Below are 14,224 nucleotides of genomic sequence, written 5' to 3'. Positions count from 1 at the left end.
AGAAAAGCATTAGGGTGGGACATGAAGACCTCCGTTTGTGGAACTGGACTCTAGACAAGCCCCACTCCACCCGGAGGTCTTCTTTTTGTCCACCTGACCACGCCGCCTGTCACCAACGTCCGTGGTTAATACAGCTAGGCTTCTGGGAAAAGATGTGACCATTCGCGGGTTCTTGGCCTACCCCTGGCCCCCTGGCGGGGCCACTCCGCTGCTCAGGAAAAGGATCTCCCATGCCGGACTCCAGCGTCGAAGGGATCGCACGCTCCTACATCCAGGCCGTTGGCCTCCACGATATTGACGCCCTGGAAAACATGCTCGGTGAGGATCTCGTAGCCACCTTTGCCGGTACGACGCTCGACAAGGCCGGGTGGACCACGGCGCTCAAGCGACTTCTCCCGGTGCTGGTCCGCAACGACATCAAGGAGGTCTTCACCGCGCAGGGCCGTGCCTGCATCGTGTACGACTTCATCACCGATACGGCTGCTGGTGCCGTCAGGTGTATCGAGCTGCTCACCATCAACGGGGACAAAATCCGCGAGATCGAACTCGTCCTGGATCGGGTCGCCTTCGCCCCCGTCAATGAGGCCCTGAACGCGCGGGTGCCGCCGGCCCAGTAAAGATCCCCATCACCGAGGACGTCGTCAAAACGGCGCGCTCCGCCGAAGCCCGGGCTGGTCAGCTCGGCGCCACCCAATTGCCCGCCGCGGTAACGGTAGACCCCGTTCGATTCCTCTTCCGGGAGGCGGGAGCGTGGGTGAACGGTCAGATTCTCCCAAGCAACGACGGCTTCAAGGGTTCGCTGAGATGCCCGGTGCGAAGGTACCGGCTTGGTGAGGCAACGCGGGGTTTTACGAAGGGCTCAAAGTGGACCTTAGGACCGGAGATGTGCGCCGGGGATCGTTTCCAAGCGAAAGATCCCGGGCCGGGAGCAATCCTTGATCCGGGCATAAACCTGTCCTCGATCCCAAACTGACGCTAGCGGGGGACGGTTCAGGTCAAATGGTCGAAGTCGCCGCGCGCCCAAGCAGCGTGCCGTTGGGCGGAATCGTGCAGAATGGCCTTGGCTCCGGTCGCGATTACATTGTTGAAGTTGCCGTAGATCCGGTCGAAGTTGAGCTCTCCCAGCTGCGCGGCGATTCGCAACGCCACCGCGCCGGATAGCGGCACGTGGTTCGGGTAGCTGCGCATGAAGGCGATCGAGCTGCGGTCTGGATTCGGAAACACGCTGTCACCGGTCAGCAGAACTCCTTTGCCGCCCGCTCCCGCGGCCCAGTGCACTACCGCGCTGCCCGGGAAGTGCCCCCCGGTCTGGTGCAGGGCCAACCCCTCGGCGATGGTTTGACTGCCGGACCAGTATTCGATGATCGGATCATTGCGCCCCAGCCATCGCCGGTCAGCGTCGGCCACCAGGACGGTGACGCCGCCGAGCCGATGCGACCATTCGACCTGCACACCGAACATGTGTGGATGGCTGGCAGCGATCGCCAGGACCCGGCCTCGCCCTAGGACTGCCTCCACAGCGTTGTCATCGACATATCCGACCGGATCCCACAGCAGCGAACCTCTGGGTGTCACCACAAGCTGGGCGGTCTGGCCGATCCCGATTTTTGGCTCCGTCGTGATCGCGGTAAGTCCCGGCTCGTTCTCCTTCAACAATGTCCGCTGGCCCTCCTGCGCCAGCCCGTCCAGTGTGAGCCACTTTTGTCCATCCTCGGGCACATACTGCCGCTCATCGGCGCAGATCGGGCAAACGTCCGGGGCAGGTTCGTCGCGTTCGACGGCGCAGGTTGCGCAGATCAGCATGACCGGTCCCTTCCAAGCGTCTTGTGGCCTGCTGTCCCGCCATTTCCCGTCGGCCGCAGGCTGGAGAGCCCAGACTATGGCAAGCGAAAGTGTTCTAGGAAGAGAGAGCCGTGCGGTATCAATTGGGTTGGCGGGCCGCCCTTCTCTTTGGGAGGGCGGACTGGCGAAGCCGGCGCACCGATTACGGATTGTCGGTGAGGTCAGCCGCCGGGATTCTATGAAAGCCCGGGGGGTGCACAGTCCGGCATATGTGAGACAGGCGGGTGGCCGGATTCATGACTTTGACTGGCCGTTTCGCTGGTTCCTATGGGTTGCCTGGAATGGGGCAAAAAGGAAGTGTGTACAAAGTGCACGCTTGCGGCTTCGGACCGGGTCGTTCAGGGGCCGGATCGGGCCGGATTCCGTATGTTTCCGGGAGTTCCCAGTGGTTGCAAGGGAGGGAATGCAGTTCGAGTCCCACCTCGGGCACAGCGGACCCCCTCGTCAGAGGGGTTTTTGCCTTAATGTGTGTACAAAGCTTGCTTGCGTCCCTCTGACGCTAGGTGGGCGGGCCGTGGCCTGGCCGCCGCGGTGGCCTATTCACGTGTGTGGGTCGCGGGGTTTCAGGGTCCTGGCTGGTGGGCCTTCCGCCTGCTGTGGGTGGGGTTATGTGGTTCCTCGTTCCGGTTCTGTCGGGTTGGTCGGGGTCGCCAACACGTATTCATGGTTCGGGGCTGTGGGCACTACATAACGCTGCCGACTCAGGTACGAAATTCTTCCTGAAGGGTTCACTTAGACGTCACTGGAGCCGCACCTGCTCAGTTTGTCCTGCCAAAGTAAGTGTGGACAGTGTCCACACTTACGTCTGCTTTATGGGAGTTTTGTGATGACGTGGGCCCGTAGCCCCCCGGGCGCCACATAGACTTCTCGTGCGGGACTCTCGACATCTGCCGCCTAGTTCGAACTCTCTAGCCCGGAGGAACCGCCGCGTGAAGCCGCCACGTGAACTGTCCGTGTCGCGGGCCAGAATCAGTCGTGCTCAAGACAACATCAAAGAGTTTGCCCAGGTCCTCAGCGAGTATCTTGAACACCGCCCATCCGGGATACGAGTCGACATCGATGAACGAGGCAGGGGGGCCATCAGGGTTGAACGTAGGGAACCTATCCCCGACCAGTTGTCCATCCTCCTTGGTGAAGCACTTCAAAACCTGCGCTCCGGATTGGACAACTGTCTTTACGCAGTAGCGATCATCGACTCCGGGACCAACCCACCCCCGGGTGCGTCTCAACTTCAATGGCCTATCGCCATTACACCCAAAGAATGGACCGCCAACAAGAAAAGGCTCCAGTACCTTTCCCCGCATCTGATTGAGGCTCTCCACCGAATCCAGCCCTTCCAAGCTGAGAGCCCTGGGTGGAATTGCCTTCGCATCCTGCACGATCTTGCGCGCATTGATCGCCATCGTGTCGCCCACGAACTCGCGATGCGGCCGGAGAATGTCAAAGGAACCTATGACAAGAAAGTCATCCACGACCTAAAGATCAACGAGGGAGCGCTCGACGACGAGGGCATCGTGGTCACGTTCACCAAGGTCGGGCAAGAAGCACTGACTCCGAAGTTGCTTGACCTGAAGTTCGATTTCGACATTGACGTCCGGGAGGTCGAACTGGTGCCTCATATTAGGACGGGCAAACCATCCCGGCCTTGGGGATCCCTGGACAACCGGCTCAAGGTTATGTGCATCGCCGTTGAAGATTACGCGGACGGGCTGGTCGAACTTGCCCAGAGCCCTGAACTGGCAAGGGCTGTAGACGGATAGTGCCACGCTACTCGGACTCATTGCCATTGATTGTGATCAAAAGGCGCGTACACGACGTGAAGGCTCAGGTTCTCAACCCGCCAGGTCGTTCGGGTCCGTCGCACCACTGTGTACAAGTATCCGACCGTGGAGGATAAGGGGAGCCCGCAAGCCCTTTACATGCGCGGACTATTCCGTCTCCAAGATCTGCTGAGGGCAAGCGAAGCTCAGTCAGATGCGGGCAGTTAGTTGGCTCCTCCGGTGTCAATGGGCACCCGGAGGCATGGTGGCAGGGGCGGGTTCAGTCGTGCAGGGTGGGCCGGTAGACCAGTTCTTGTGTGTGGCCGTCGAGTGTCAGGTTCTCGATCAGCTCCAAGTCGAAGTCCTGCGCACCATAGAAGATCGGGCTCATTCCGGTCTGACCGGTGATCACAGGGAAGATCGTGACCTGAACGCGGTCAACCAGGCCGGCGGCCATCAGCGCCCGGTTCATCGACAGGCTACCGTGTGAGCGCAATGGCACCTCAGACTCCTCCTTGAGCCGTGCGATGACGTCGACTGCGTCGCCACTGACGACGGTCGCGTCCGGCCAGTCGAGAGGTCCTCGAAGCGTGGTTGACACGACAGTTGCCGGCAGGTTGATCATCCGAGTAACCCACGGATCGCGGACTTCAGACTCTTCGTTGCTTGAGGACAACATCTCGACGAATGCGCGATATGTATTGGCTCCGAAGACCATCCGCTGTTTCTGGCTGTACTGGGCGAGGCGGTGCTCAAGCAGTTCCGGGCCCTGCTTGCCCCAGTAGCCGGTCCAGTTGCCGCTCGCGGTGCCAAAGCCGTCGAGACTGGAAAATACGTCGAACGTGTAGGTCGCTGACATGGTGCTCCTGGACGTGGTTAACCGGGCAGACATTGCTGAAATCAACGGCGAAACCAACGCTGTTGGACTCCTGAAACCCTAGGCCCTCGTGCTTGACCATGGCCAAGACGGTGGTGATGGTCAGCCTAGTCAGCCGTGAGGCGGGGGTACAAGAGCCGGGAATCCGAGCCGCGTTGCCCACGCTTGTTGCCGGCGACAAACGTGGAGTCCCGGAGTTCGACCAGGTGAAGTCATATGCGCTGTTATCGGCTTGGGCAGCGAATTCCCGGAGACAGTTGATGTCTCTCCCATCACCGAAACCTTCGGAACAGAGGGTCGCCCGCCGGGGCGTGGCTCCTTGGAGAATCGGCAGCCGAGCTCGCGCTCAGGAATGATAAGCTCCGTCGCTACCTTAAGATCCATGCCATCAACGTCACACAGCCTGCGAAGCCCGTAGCCGTAATTCCCTTAGAACAGCGGCCAGGGCAGCGCCGACATCTCACCGCTCGGTGCCGGAAACCGCCTTGCCAAGTGCAACCGGGCGCAGCGCGTGGCGAGCGATGCGATTTCTTCGGCGCTGAGCAAGTCCGCCAGGTTTCGGCCCAGACCACCGTGCAGTCCTTCGCTGACACGATCGATGCCGTCGCGTTCCTCGGCGGTCAGAGCCTCTCCCCGCCATCCCCACAGCACCGTGCGCAGCTTGTGGTCTCGGTGAAAGGTGAGCCCATGGTCCACGCCGTGCCGGTGTCCGTCTGTCATGGCAAGAATGTGGTCGCCTTTGCGGTCGGCGTTGTTGACGACCATGTCGAACACCGCCATGCGTCTGAGCGCTGGCGAGTCTTCGTGAACGAGGGCGACCATCCGTCCGTTCTCATCTCGTCCCTCGAGAACGTGTTTCCAGCCCGTCTCCGGCACGTGGTCCGTCGCGACCAGGTTCACGGCGCTTTGGGCGGGGTCTTGCTCCTGCCAGAGCTGCACCATTCCTTCGCCCATCGGCCCATCGCGCAGCCAGGTGTGCGGCACCACGTCCCAGCCGAAGACCTGCGAGACCAGGTAGGCGGCCACCTCCCGGTGAGCCAGGGTGCCGTGGGGAAAATCCCGCAGCGGACTTTCGCCTGCTATCGGCTTATAGACGACCACCACGTCGCCGATGCTGCCCAGGAATGTAGCGTTTGAAGCCGTCGTGATGCGGCCGGTGAGCGTCAGCTCGGCGGTCACTAGGTCCGGCGCTGGCATCAGACCTCGGGAAGGGTGCAGATGTGCCCGTCGGCGTCTATGGGGTAACCGCAGAGCGAGCACGTCGGACGCCCCGCGCCCACGATCTCACTGGTGCGCTTGGCGAATGCGCGGGCGGTGCCGACCGGCATTCGCACCACCAGCATTTCGGACTCGTTAGCGCCGTCCTCATCAAGCGATTCGTCGTTGTCATCAGCATCGACATCGGTGATGGGGTAGGCCTCTAATACGACCTGGGCCGTGGTTGGGTCCCAACCTAAGCTCATGGCGCCGGTGCGAAACTGCTCCTGAACGGCCTCGAGCTGGTCATTGTCGACAAGTTCAATGGGAGTACTCGTGGGAATGCTGAAGGGGTTGCCCTCGACGGTGATGAGCTGATCGAGAATTTCGTCGATCTTCTCCGCGAGCAGAGCCGACTGCTGCTTCTCCAGGGCAATACTCACGATCTGCGTCCCTGCGCGCACCTGCAGGTAGAACGTGCGCGCCCCTGGAAGGCCAATGGTGCCAACGACGACCCGATCAGGCCAGGCAAACTCGTGAACACGTGTAGGCATGTCAGTATTTTACGCACATGAGGTTCATGGCGCCTTTTGCCCTGCACCGCCGCCCACCGGCGCATCGCCAGAGTGGATGCCGGTCGACAGCCACGACAGATCGCCCGCGTCCGTGTTGGTAGCGTAGACGCTCGGCCGACTAGCGCCGTAGCGCACGATCGATACGGAGGCGGGGCCCACGTTAATACGCTGGAACAGGTCAAGGTGCATGCCGAGCGCGTCGGCGAGGATTGACTTGATGATGTCACCGTGACTCACCGCCACCCACACGGCCCCTGGCCCGTACTCGGCTTCGAAGGCTGCATCGTGGCGTCGAATCGCTGCCACCGACCGAGCCTGCATCGCGGCCATGGATTCACCGCCGGGAAAGACGACGGCGGAGGGTTGCGACTGCACAACCGGCCACAAATCCTCGGTCGCGAGATCACTGAGCGTGCGGCCCTGCCACCGGCCGTAATCGCACTCGGTGAGATCGAGATCGACCGGCGCGTACGGCTCGCCAGCCTGGCGATCGAGGATGAGCTGGGCGGTCTCCTGACAGCGCTCAAGAGGGCTCGACACCACTCCGACTACGGGCACGGCCGCGAGCCGGTCTCCGGTCAGAGCCGCCTGGTCGCGCCCGATCTGGTCCAGGCTGACGCCGACGGCCCGACCGGCCAGCAGTCCAGTGGCATTGGCTGTGGTGCGGCCGTGCCGCACGAGAATAACTGTCGCCATCCACCCAGCCTAACCACCCGCTCGATGGCGGTGTGAACCGTACCGGGTCGCGCGTCGAACAGGCAGATAAAGCGGCGGAACCCTTAAAGCACGCCGACGCGCTCAAAGCCGCCCAGACGGATTCGGCACGCATTGACCAGCTCATGGCCGACGCAGCAAGCCGGAAGAACCGGCACAGCCAGAACCCCCGGCCGAAGTCGACCCCCGTACGCCGGAGACGCTGACCGCCGAGACCCAGCCGAACGCCTAAAAGTTCCGAACGTCCGTGGCGGTTCGTGCAGGCGACTTCAGACAGAATGACGGTTGGTGCACTCGACTTCAGACAAAACGACGGTTTGTGCAGACGACTTCTGAAACTGACAACCGGCATGGCGTTTCGAAGTCCGCGACAGCCATCCGCGCGAGGCAGGCTCGAATCAGGGCTGCGGTATCAGGAAGTGCGCGCGACGACTGTCGGGACCAGGATTACCGGCACGGCGAAGATGACACTTCGGGACATACCGTCCAGCCAGCCGTTTGCCCGGGGCCGAAGCAGTAGCCCGGCAATGCCAGCCGAGAGCAGTGCGAAGAGGATGCCTGCGCTGATCAGCGATGCACGAACAGGCAGCAAATGCGGAGGGCACACCATCAACTCGCTCGGGCCATCGAGCTTCGGACGCGGGTTGGAGCGGTGAACAGAAAAGCGGCCTCGCCCGAAACCTTCTATCAGTTGCTCAAAACCGAGAGCTGAATACGGACGTGATTGCGGAGCCGGCGGTGCAAACGCCACCTGAAACTTTTCAGTGGATGGCGAGCTCGATGGCGAGCACTGCGAGTCCAAGCGCAGCCATGATGGCGAGTACAAGGATTTTGAGCCATGGCTTGACGGGCAGTCGCCGCACAGCGAAGAGCGCGACGACCACCAGGGTGGCGACGAGGGTCACCGCGATCACCCGGAGCGCTGGCGCCACGCCGATCAGGCCAAGTGCGCTGAGCCCAAGGATCGCCATCGGCGCAACGATGACGCCTAAAGACCCGAAGCTCACGTACATGAGGTGGGCGAGTTCGGCCCGGGATGGTAGCGAGCTGTCCCGGACCATATGTGCGATCACATCTGCAACAAAGACGGCCAGTAGCGTGCCCAGGACGGTGAGTAGGAGCGTGAGTGCAGCGCCGGCCACTGTCGCGTGCCCGGCATCGCGTTCGAAAGCGATCGTCACGGCCAGCGCGGTGAAGGTGACGTACACGCGCTCCTTGAGCGCCTCTGAGCGTTGCTGCGCGTCCGGGTCCGGCCGACGGCTTGATGGAAAGGGCAAATCCCCATGCTCTTCGTTCACAGCATCAGATTCGGGGCAGGTCATTGCGGTGGGCAGGTGACCTTTCATAGCTCTGTTTGCTCGGCGTTGGCGGTTGCCCAGTGGAACGAGGGCAGGCGGGTGAGGCTCCCGGAGACGGAGTCGGAGGTGGTCATCACGATGCGATCCGGGCGGACAACCGCAGAAGCCACTCGATGTCGGACGAGCCACTGGTGGAGTTCAGATCCGGCGTCGGGGACGACGGGCGCCGCACCCTTGTCGAGGATCCGTTGGCGTTCCTCGGGAGTGATCGCGAGAGCTAGCAGCGCGAATCCGTTGCCGGCGATGTCGTCGAATCGGTTGGCGTCCGGGGTGACCGAGGTGCGGGCGTTGGGGCAAAGACGTCCGACGGCGGAAGTGCGGGCGAGTGCCAGGAGCCGGGAGCAACGGAGTCTAGCTGTCCCGGACTGTGCGGGGATGCCCTCCACGAGGTGCAGGCCCGGTGCGAGGAACCTCCGCAGGCCGGTACCGACGCGACCGCCTGCGGTCATGGTGAGGCCGAACAGCTTTGCGATCGTGATGGTTCTTCTCGCGTGCCGCTTGCGCTCGGTCTGGTAGCTGGCCAGCGCGGTTGCGGGGAGGTCGCCGGCAAGAACACCGGCGAGCTTCCAGGCCAGGTTCATTGCATCCCGGAGTCCCGCCCCCATGCCCTGCCCGATGAAGGGAGGACTCAGGTGAGCGGCGTCGCCCAGGAGGAAAAGGTGGCGGTCGCGCCACTTGTTGGCGACCTGGGCGCGGAAGGTGTAGTCGGCGACCCGGATCACGCGCAGATCGTCTACCGGGACGCCGCCGGTCCACGGCCGGATCAGCGGATGGAGGGTATCCATCGTCGCAAAGTCGGCGGCAGTCTCGTCGGGCAGCAGTCGGAACTCCCAGCGGTAGCGGACCTCCCCGACCCGCATGTAAGTACCGGCGCGGTGGGAGTCGCACAGCTGGTGGATGCCTTCCCACTGGTTTAGCGGCGCCGAGGTATCGATGTCGACAACCAACCACCGCTGTTCGAAGCCCAGATCCTCCATCTCCGCTCCGATGGCCTTCCTGACCACGCTGTTGGCGCCGTCGCAGCCGAGGACGTGGCTGGCACGGACCGACTCGCGTGCCCCCGTGACACGGTCCGTGAAGTCGACCCGGGCTGCTGCGTTGCTCTGGGTCACACGGAGCACCTCGACATTGCCGCGCAGGGTCACCGATGGCATGTTCCGGAGGTTGTTGCGCATGAGCTGCTCGAGGTCCGGCTGGTCAAACATGTTCGCCTGGGGATAGCCGTGGGCGCCGCCATCGGCAGGTCGCTGGAACTCCGCGAGCACTCGGTGGTCGGGTGTGAGAAGACGTAGCCCGCGTGCAGGGCGGCTGAGCCCAGCGAATTGCGTCGCCACGCCTAGGCGGTTGAGGATGCGATAGACCTCGTCGTCGAGGTGTACAGCCCGTGGTAGCGGGTAGACGCCCTCCCAGCGGTCCAGGACGAGGCACTCGACGCCGTATTGGCCGAGCAGGGTGGCGACAGCCAGCCCGGAAGGGCCAGCGCCGACCACGACCACTTGCGCCGCGCCATCGTTGTGGGCGCTCATCCTATTGCCGCCGCAACGAGAACAACATAGCTGACGAGTCCCGCCGTCATGCCAACCGCCGGGGCGATCTCACGTGGACCGTCGCCGTTCCTGAGATGGGAGACGCAGGCTCCCGCCATCAGAAGCACGAGGCCGACGGCTGCCGCGAGGCCAATCCACGCCTCGACCAGTCCGAGCAGGAGGCCGAGGGCAGCAAGCAGTTCCAGAGCGCCGATGCGCTTGTAAGCGGCACTGGTGAAGCCCACATGTGCGGCGCGGGCGGGCATCCCCGCTGCGCCGACCACCTTTGCCAGGCCCAGCATGGTGAAGCATCCAACCAGCGCTGTCGTGAGGACGATGATCATCGATCCGCCTTTCGTGCGGGCCGATGCGTGATCCGCCATCGGACGCCGTACTCGTCGAGGGTACGCTCGACGGCCGCATGCGATTCCTCGTCAGCACTAACGGTGACGACTATGGTGCCGTCCTCTATATCGGCTTCCACTGCGTGCACGGCGGCGATCTCCCGCAAGGTCTCGCTCAGCGCTACCCGGGTGGCGTCCGCCCGGAGCGCGAGCTTGTATGGTTTGCCGACTGCAGTGACCGGAAGCTGGTCGATGACGGTGACGGACTTCGGCGAGGACGTCCGTTCCCCGACCTTGTCGTACGCCCAGCGGATCAGGTCCTCGGTCGTGGTGGCCGCACCCGCGGCCAAAGTGACGTAGGCGACCGGTACCTCTCCCGCGTGCCGGTCGGGTCGGCCGACCGCCGCTGCGCCGGTCACGTCCGGGTGGGTGAGGAGGGCGTCTTCGACGGTTGCAGGGTCGATGTTGTGGCCGCCTCGGATGATCAGGTCCTTGGCGCGGCCGGTGAGCTTGACGAAGCCGTCCTCATCGACCTGTCCGAGGTCGCCGGTGTCGAGCCAGCCGTCCCGCAGTTTGCCGAGGCCGTCGAGCACGATGCCGTCGGGGCCGTTGCCGACGACGTAACCGGGGAAGACCGTCGGGCCCTTGATCACCAGCAGGCCTCTAGTGCCTGGTCCGACATTTTGCCAGTGTCCGGCCTCGTCGACATGCACCGCCTTAATCTCCTGGTAGGGCAGTCGACAGCCGAGCGAGCTCCTGGTGACGCCTGGGAAGCTCCGTACGCTGACGCACGTCGCCTCCGTCAGGCCGTACCCTTCGATGAGGGGGACGCAGGTGGCCGCCTCGAAGCCGACACGCACGGCCGCGGGCAAGGGACTGGCTCCGACCATGGCGTAACGCAGGCTGCTGATGTCGGCGTTCACGGGAGACGCGGCGAGTGTGGCGTAGACGGTAGGAACGGCGCTCATCACGGTAATCCGGTGGTGCTCGACGAGCTTCCAGAAGACGCCGTAGAGGGCAGGGTCACGATAGCCCAGCGGTCCGGACCACACGACCGACTGGCCCTTGAAAAGGGGAGCGAGGACGGTCACCACGAGCGCGTTGACGTGGAACAACGGAAGGGCGGCGAAGTACACCGCGTCCTCGTCGAGGAGGTCGTAGGCTGCGAGCATCCAAGAGTCGGCGATCTCGTTGGCATGGGTGTGTGCTGCCAGCTTCGGCGCACCGGTCGTGCCGCCGGTGTGGAAGAGTGCCGCCAGATCGCCTGGTCCGGGCTGATCACCGTGGAACTGCTCAGACGACGCGTCTGCTGCCCGGCGTGCCAGGTAGTCCACGCTTGCGTATCCGACGGTCGAGGCCGGGCCGGCTGGTGCCTGCCCGGTCGGTGACAGGAGGAGCACACAGTCCACCAGGCCCTTCTTCGCCAGGCTGAAAGCGGCCTCGGTGACGACGGGATCGAGATCGGGCCCGGCGGCCACCAGCACACGTGCGCCCGAGCGCTGGAGCAGCTCGGCGATGTAATCCTCGGACAAACCGGGGTTGATCGGGACGGCGATCCCGGCAGTCTGGGCGGCCAGGGTCGCGGAAATGAGCTCCTGGCAGTTGGGCGAGAGCAAGGCTACGGTGTCCTGGCGGCCGACCCCGATTTCTGCCAGCAGGTTCGCTATCCGGTTCACGTCGGCGAGAAGCTCAGCGAACGTCAGCTTAACCGGTTCCTGCCAGCGCTCAGTGTTCCGAAGTATCGCCGCTGCCGTCCGATCCGGCCACAGCTCGGCGGCCCGGGATAGCAGCTCGTACGTCGATGCCGGAAGTCGGCGTTCGGAGAGGGGGGTCCTCTCGATCTCGACGACGTCGTCTGGGCGCGAATACCAGGGCCAGAGAGGCGTGCCGTTCACCGGGCATCCCTCACCGTCGTGCGCTGGCGCCCCAGGTCGACCTTCCCGTCGTCGGTGCTGATGGCGATCTCGATGACGTCGCCGCTCTTGAGGTACTTCGGATTGCGGCTTTGGGCCTTGAAGAACAGGCGCCACTTAGTGGCCGTTGGTAGCAAATTGCCAATCATCTCGACTGGCTTCGGTGGTGCGCTCAGTGCGGTGCCGGCAGGGGTGCCTGTCAGAACCAGGTCGCCCGGGGAGAGGTGTTGAAAGCGGGTGAGTTCCTGCAACGCCTCGACGGGGAGGTAGATCATGTCGGCCACCGTCATGTCCTGACGGATTTCGCCGTTTACCCACAGCCGCAACCGCAGCTCACCAAAGCGGTTCCAGTCCTCGTCGTCGAAGAGCACGAGCGTCGGTCCGGTGGGGGTGAAGCCCGGGTAGGACTTGGACTCGTAGAACTGGGTCTTCGGGAGTTGCAGGTCGCGGGCCGAGATGTCGTTGGTGATCACGAGCCCAGCGATGTAGTCCGCGATCGTCTCACCGGTGATGACAGAGCCGACCGGGGTCTCCTGGCCCACCACGAGGCCGATCTCAGCCTCGTAGTCGAGGAACCGCACGTGCGCGGGCCGGACGACATCGTCATGGGGCCCGCTGATCGAGCCCGAGGACTTGCGGAAGAAGGTCAGTGGGATTTTCTTAGGATCCAGGCCGGCGTCCCTCACGTGCGAGGCGAAGTTCGTCATCTGGGCCATCACGCGGCAAGGCACTGTGATCGGCGAGATAAGGTCCAGGTTTTCCACCGGCACAGTTTCGCCGCCGCCGATCGCGGCGTGAATGGCCGCTCGATCGGCGAGCAGCTCGCCCGTGGTGGTCGCAGGGGTGGCGATACGGGCGGCGCCGGTAGGCGTGTGGACCCACCAGTCGTCGGCGGTACGCAGGATGGAGACGGTCATGAGGTGGCTACTTTCATCAGGCCGCGCAGGCGCATGAAATCGAATTCGTTGTCGTCGCGGAGCGCGGAGACCAGCGAGGCCAGCTCACGCAGCGACTCTCGGCCAGGGGCGATCCCGAGGAAGTCCTTGCTCGCCGGAGGGCCCCACTGGGCGAGACCGGAGGCGGACATTTGTGCCCAACCGGGCTCGAGGGTGCAGTCGAACATGTCCCCATCGGTGAAGTGCTCGACCAGGAAGCCGTTGGGATCGCGCCAGTAGTCGAAGATCTGGCTGCCCTGGATGTGGCGGCCGATCCCCCACGAACGGTCGTACCCAAGGTCGCGCAGAAACTCACCGCCGGCGGCCAGGGCATCGAGGTCAGCGACCTGGTACGCCGAGTGCACGTAGCGATTCGTCGGGCCCAGCGTCATCGCCATGGTGTGATGGTCGGTTGGTGTCGGACCCCGGTCGCAGCGGATGAAGCTCATTGTCGGACCGCGCTCGCGCTGGCCCGGGTAATAGAGGAAGTCACTGACGATCAGGCCGAGGTGCTGCAGGTACCAGTCGAGCGTTTCACGGTACTTTGTGCTCTGCAGCACGACGTGACCGAGGCGCTGGACCGTCGCCGGTTGACGCAGTGGCCGCTGAGTCCGGTTGGCTCGCGCCACCTCGTGACCGGCGTTGAACGTCAGGGGCTTCTGGGCCGGCAGGGAAGGGAGTTTGTGCGTGTCTGCGACGACGCGAATCGCAGCGCCGCTCGGATCCACGAGGTCGACCCCTATGCCACCGATCGTCTCCGGCAGCTTTCTTGAGGTCGCGCCAGTCGCGTCAGCCAGGCGAAGGACGTCCGAGGCCTCTGCCGCAGTGAACGCGGCACCCAGGTACTGCGATCGCGGTCCGCGCCGTACGATCACGCACGGCGCTCCGGTGTCCGTGCCCCGGAGGTGCAGCTCGTCAGGGGTGCGCAGGCTCGTGGCGAAGCCGAAGGCGTGCGCGAAGGTCTCGGCAGCGGGCAGGTCTGGTTTCTGGAACTCAAGCCAGGCGATGTCCTGCACCTTGATGATCGGGTTCGCCGCCCGTCCGCGGTGCTCGCCCCGCAGCGCCCCTTGCTCACTGTGCAGGTCGCTGTGGGTCCCAGTGTGGTCATGGTGGTCGTTCATGGTGGCCTCTCTTTCTGAATATATCTTCGGTTATGACGATATCGTCAGTCAAGAGACATCTG

Annotated in this window: 13 protein-coding genes; 2 read left to right on the top strand and 11 right to left on the bottom strand. The window is 63.7% G+C overall.

Annotated elements, in window-relative coordinates; all coding sequences use genetic code 11:
• Positions 1-230: 230 nt before the first annotated feature.
• Positions 231-617 carry a nuclear transport factor 2-like protein gene (locus tag J2X01_RS19705; RefSeq protein ID WP_310061478.1) on the top strand — a complete coding sequence of 129 codons (387 nt, stop codon included), beginning with the start codon at positions 231-233 and terminating at the stop codon, positions 615-617.
• Between the two features lie 373 nt (positions 618-990).
• Here the strand turns inward: J2X01_RS19705 and J2X01_RS19700 are convergent, their stop codons facing one another.
• Complete coding sequence (locus J2X01_RS19700) at positions 991-1,803, bottom strand: MBL fold metallo-hydrolase (protein WP_310061475.1); 813 nt, start codon at positions 1,801-1,803, stop codon at positions 991-993.
• A 968-nt stretch (positions 1,804-2,771) separates the two neighbouring features.
• Here J2X01_RS19700 and J2X01_RS19695 point away from each other — a divergent pair.
• Positions 2,772-3,602, top strand: coding sequence for a hypothetical protein (locus J2X01_RS19695; RefSeq protein WP_310061472.1), 831 nt, complete (start codon positions 2,772-2,774; stop codon positions 3,600-3,602).
• A gap of 280 nt (positions 3,603-3,882) precedes the next feature.
• On the opposite strand, the gene J2X01_RS19690 is transcribed toward J2X01_RS19695, so the two are convergent.
• From J2X01_RS19690 to J2X01_RS19645, 10 genes are all read right to left on the bottom strand, one after another.
• Positions 3,883-4,461, bottom strand: coding sequence for a dihydrofolate reductase family protein (locus J2X01_RS19690; protein WP_310061469.1), 579 nt, complete (start codon positions 4,459-4,461; stop codon positions 3,883-3,885).
• Positions 4,462-4,908: 447 nt separating this feature from the next.
• Complete coding sequence (locus J2X01_RS19685; RefSeq protein WP_310061465.1) at positions 4,909-5,676, bottom strand: Rv2133c family protein; 768 nt, start codon at positions 5,674-5,676, stop codon at positions 4,909-4,911.
• Complete coding sequence (locus J2X01_RS19680) at positions 5,676-6,230, bottom strand: Rv2134c family protein (RefSeq protein ID WP_310061462.1); 555 nt, start codon at positions 6,228-6,230, stop codon at positions 5,676-5,678. Before J2X01_RS19680 ends, J2X01_RS19685 begins: the two co-directional genes overlap by 1 nt.
• A 24-nt stretch (positions 6,231-6,254) precedes the next feature.
• The gene (locus tag J2X01_RS19675) at positions 6,255-6,947 is read right to left on the bottom strand and encodes an Rv2135c family putative phosphatase (protein ID WP_310061460.1); all 693 of its coding nucleotides are present in this window, start codon (positions 6,945-6,947) and stop codon (positions 6,255-6,257) included.
• Positions 6,948-7,726: 779 nt separating this feature from the next.
• Entirely contained in the window at positions 7,727-8,263 is a 537-nt protein-coding gene (locus J2X01_RS19670; RefSeq protein WP_310061457.1) for a hypothetical protein, read from the bottom strand.
• Positions 8,264-8,307: 44 nt separating this feature from the next.
• Positions 8,308-9,849 carry a bifunctional 3-(3-hydroxy-phenyl)propionate/3-hydroxycinnamic acid hydroxylase MhpA gene (mhpA, locus tag J2X01_RS19665; protein ID WP_310061455.1) on the bottom strand — a complete coding sequence of 514 codons (1,542 nt, stop codon included), beginning with the start codon at positions 9,847-9,849 and terminating at the stop codon, positions 8,308-8,310.
• Positions 9,846-10,193 (bottom strand): DoxX family protein, encoded by a 348-nt coding sequence (locus tag J2X01_RS19660; protein WP_310061453.1) that lies wholly within the window; start codon positions 10,191-10,193, stop codon positions 9,846-9,848. The genes mhpA and J2X01_RS19660 overlap by 4 nt, the downstream gene beginning before the upstream one ends.
• Positions 10,190-12,088: an acyl-CoA synthetase gene (locus J2X01_RS19655; RefSeq protein ID WP_310061450.1), complete on the bottom strand. Its 1,899-nt coding sequence runs from the start codon at positions 12,086-12,088 to the stop codon at positions 10,190-10,192. The genes J2X01_RS19660 and J2X01_RS19655 overlap by 4 nt, the downstream gene beginning before the upstream one ends.
• Positions 12,085-13,023 (bottom strand): fumarylacetoacetate hydrolase family protein, encoded by a 939-nt coding sequence (locus J2X01_RS19650; RefSeq protein WP_310061448.1) that lies wholly within the window; start codon positions 13,021-13,023, stop codon positions 12,085-12,087. Before J2X01_RS19650 ends, J2X01_RS19655 begins: the two co-directional genes overlap by 4 nt.
• Positions 13,020-14,162, bottom strand: a complete 1,143-nt coding sequence (locus J2X01_RS19645; RefSeq protein ID WP_310061447.1) for a VOC family protein — start codon at positions 14,160-14,162, stop codon at positions 13,020-13,022. The genes J2X01_RS19650 and J2X01_RS19645 overlap by 4 nt, the downstream gene beginning before the upstream one ends.
• Positions 14,163-14,224 lie beyond the last annotated feature (62 nt).

Origin of the sequence: Arthrobacter ginsengisoli (assembly GCF_031456935.1) — a bacterium.
Lineage (GTDB): Bacteria > Actinomycetota > Actinomycetes > Actinomycetales > Micrococcaceae > Arthrobacter > Arthrobacter ginsengisoli.
Note: the sequence above shows the minus strand (reverse complement) of the source record. Positions and strands in the feature narration are given on the sequence as shown.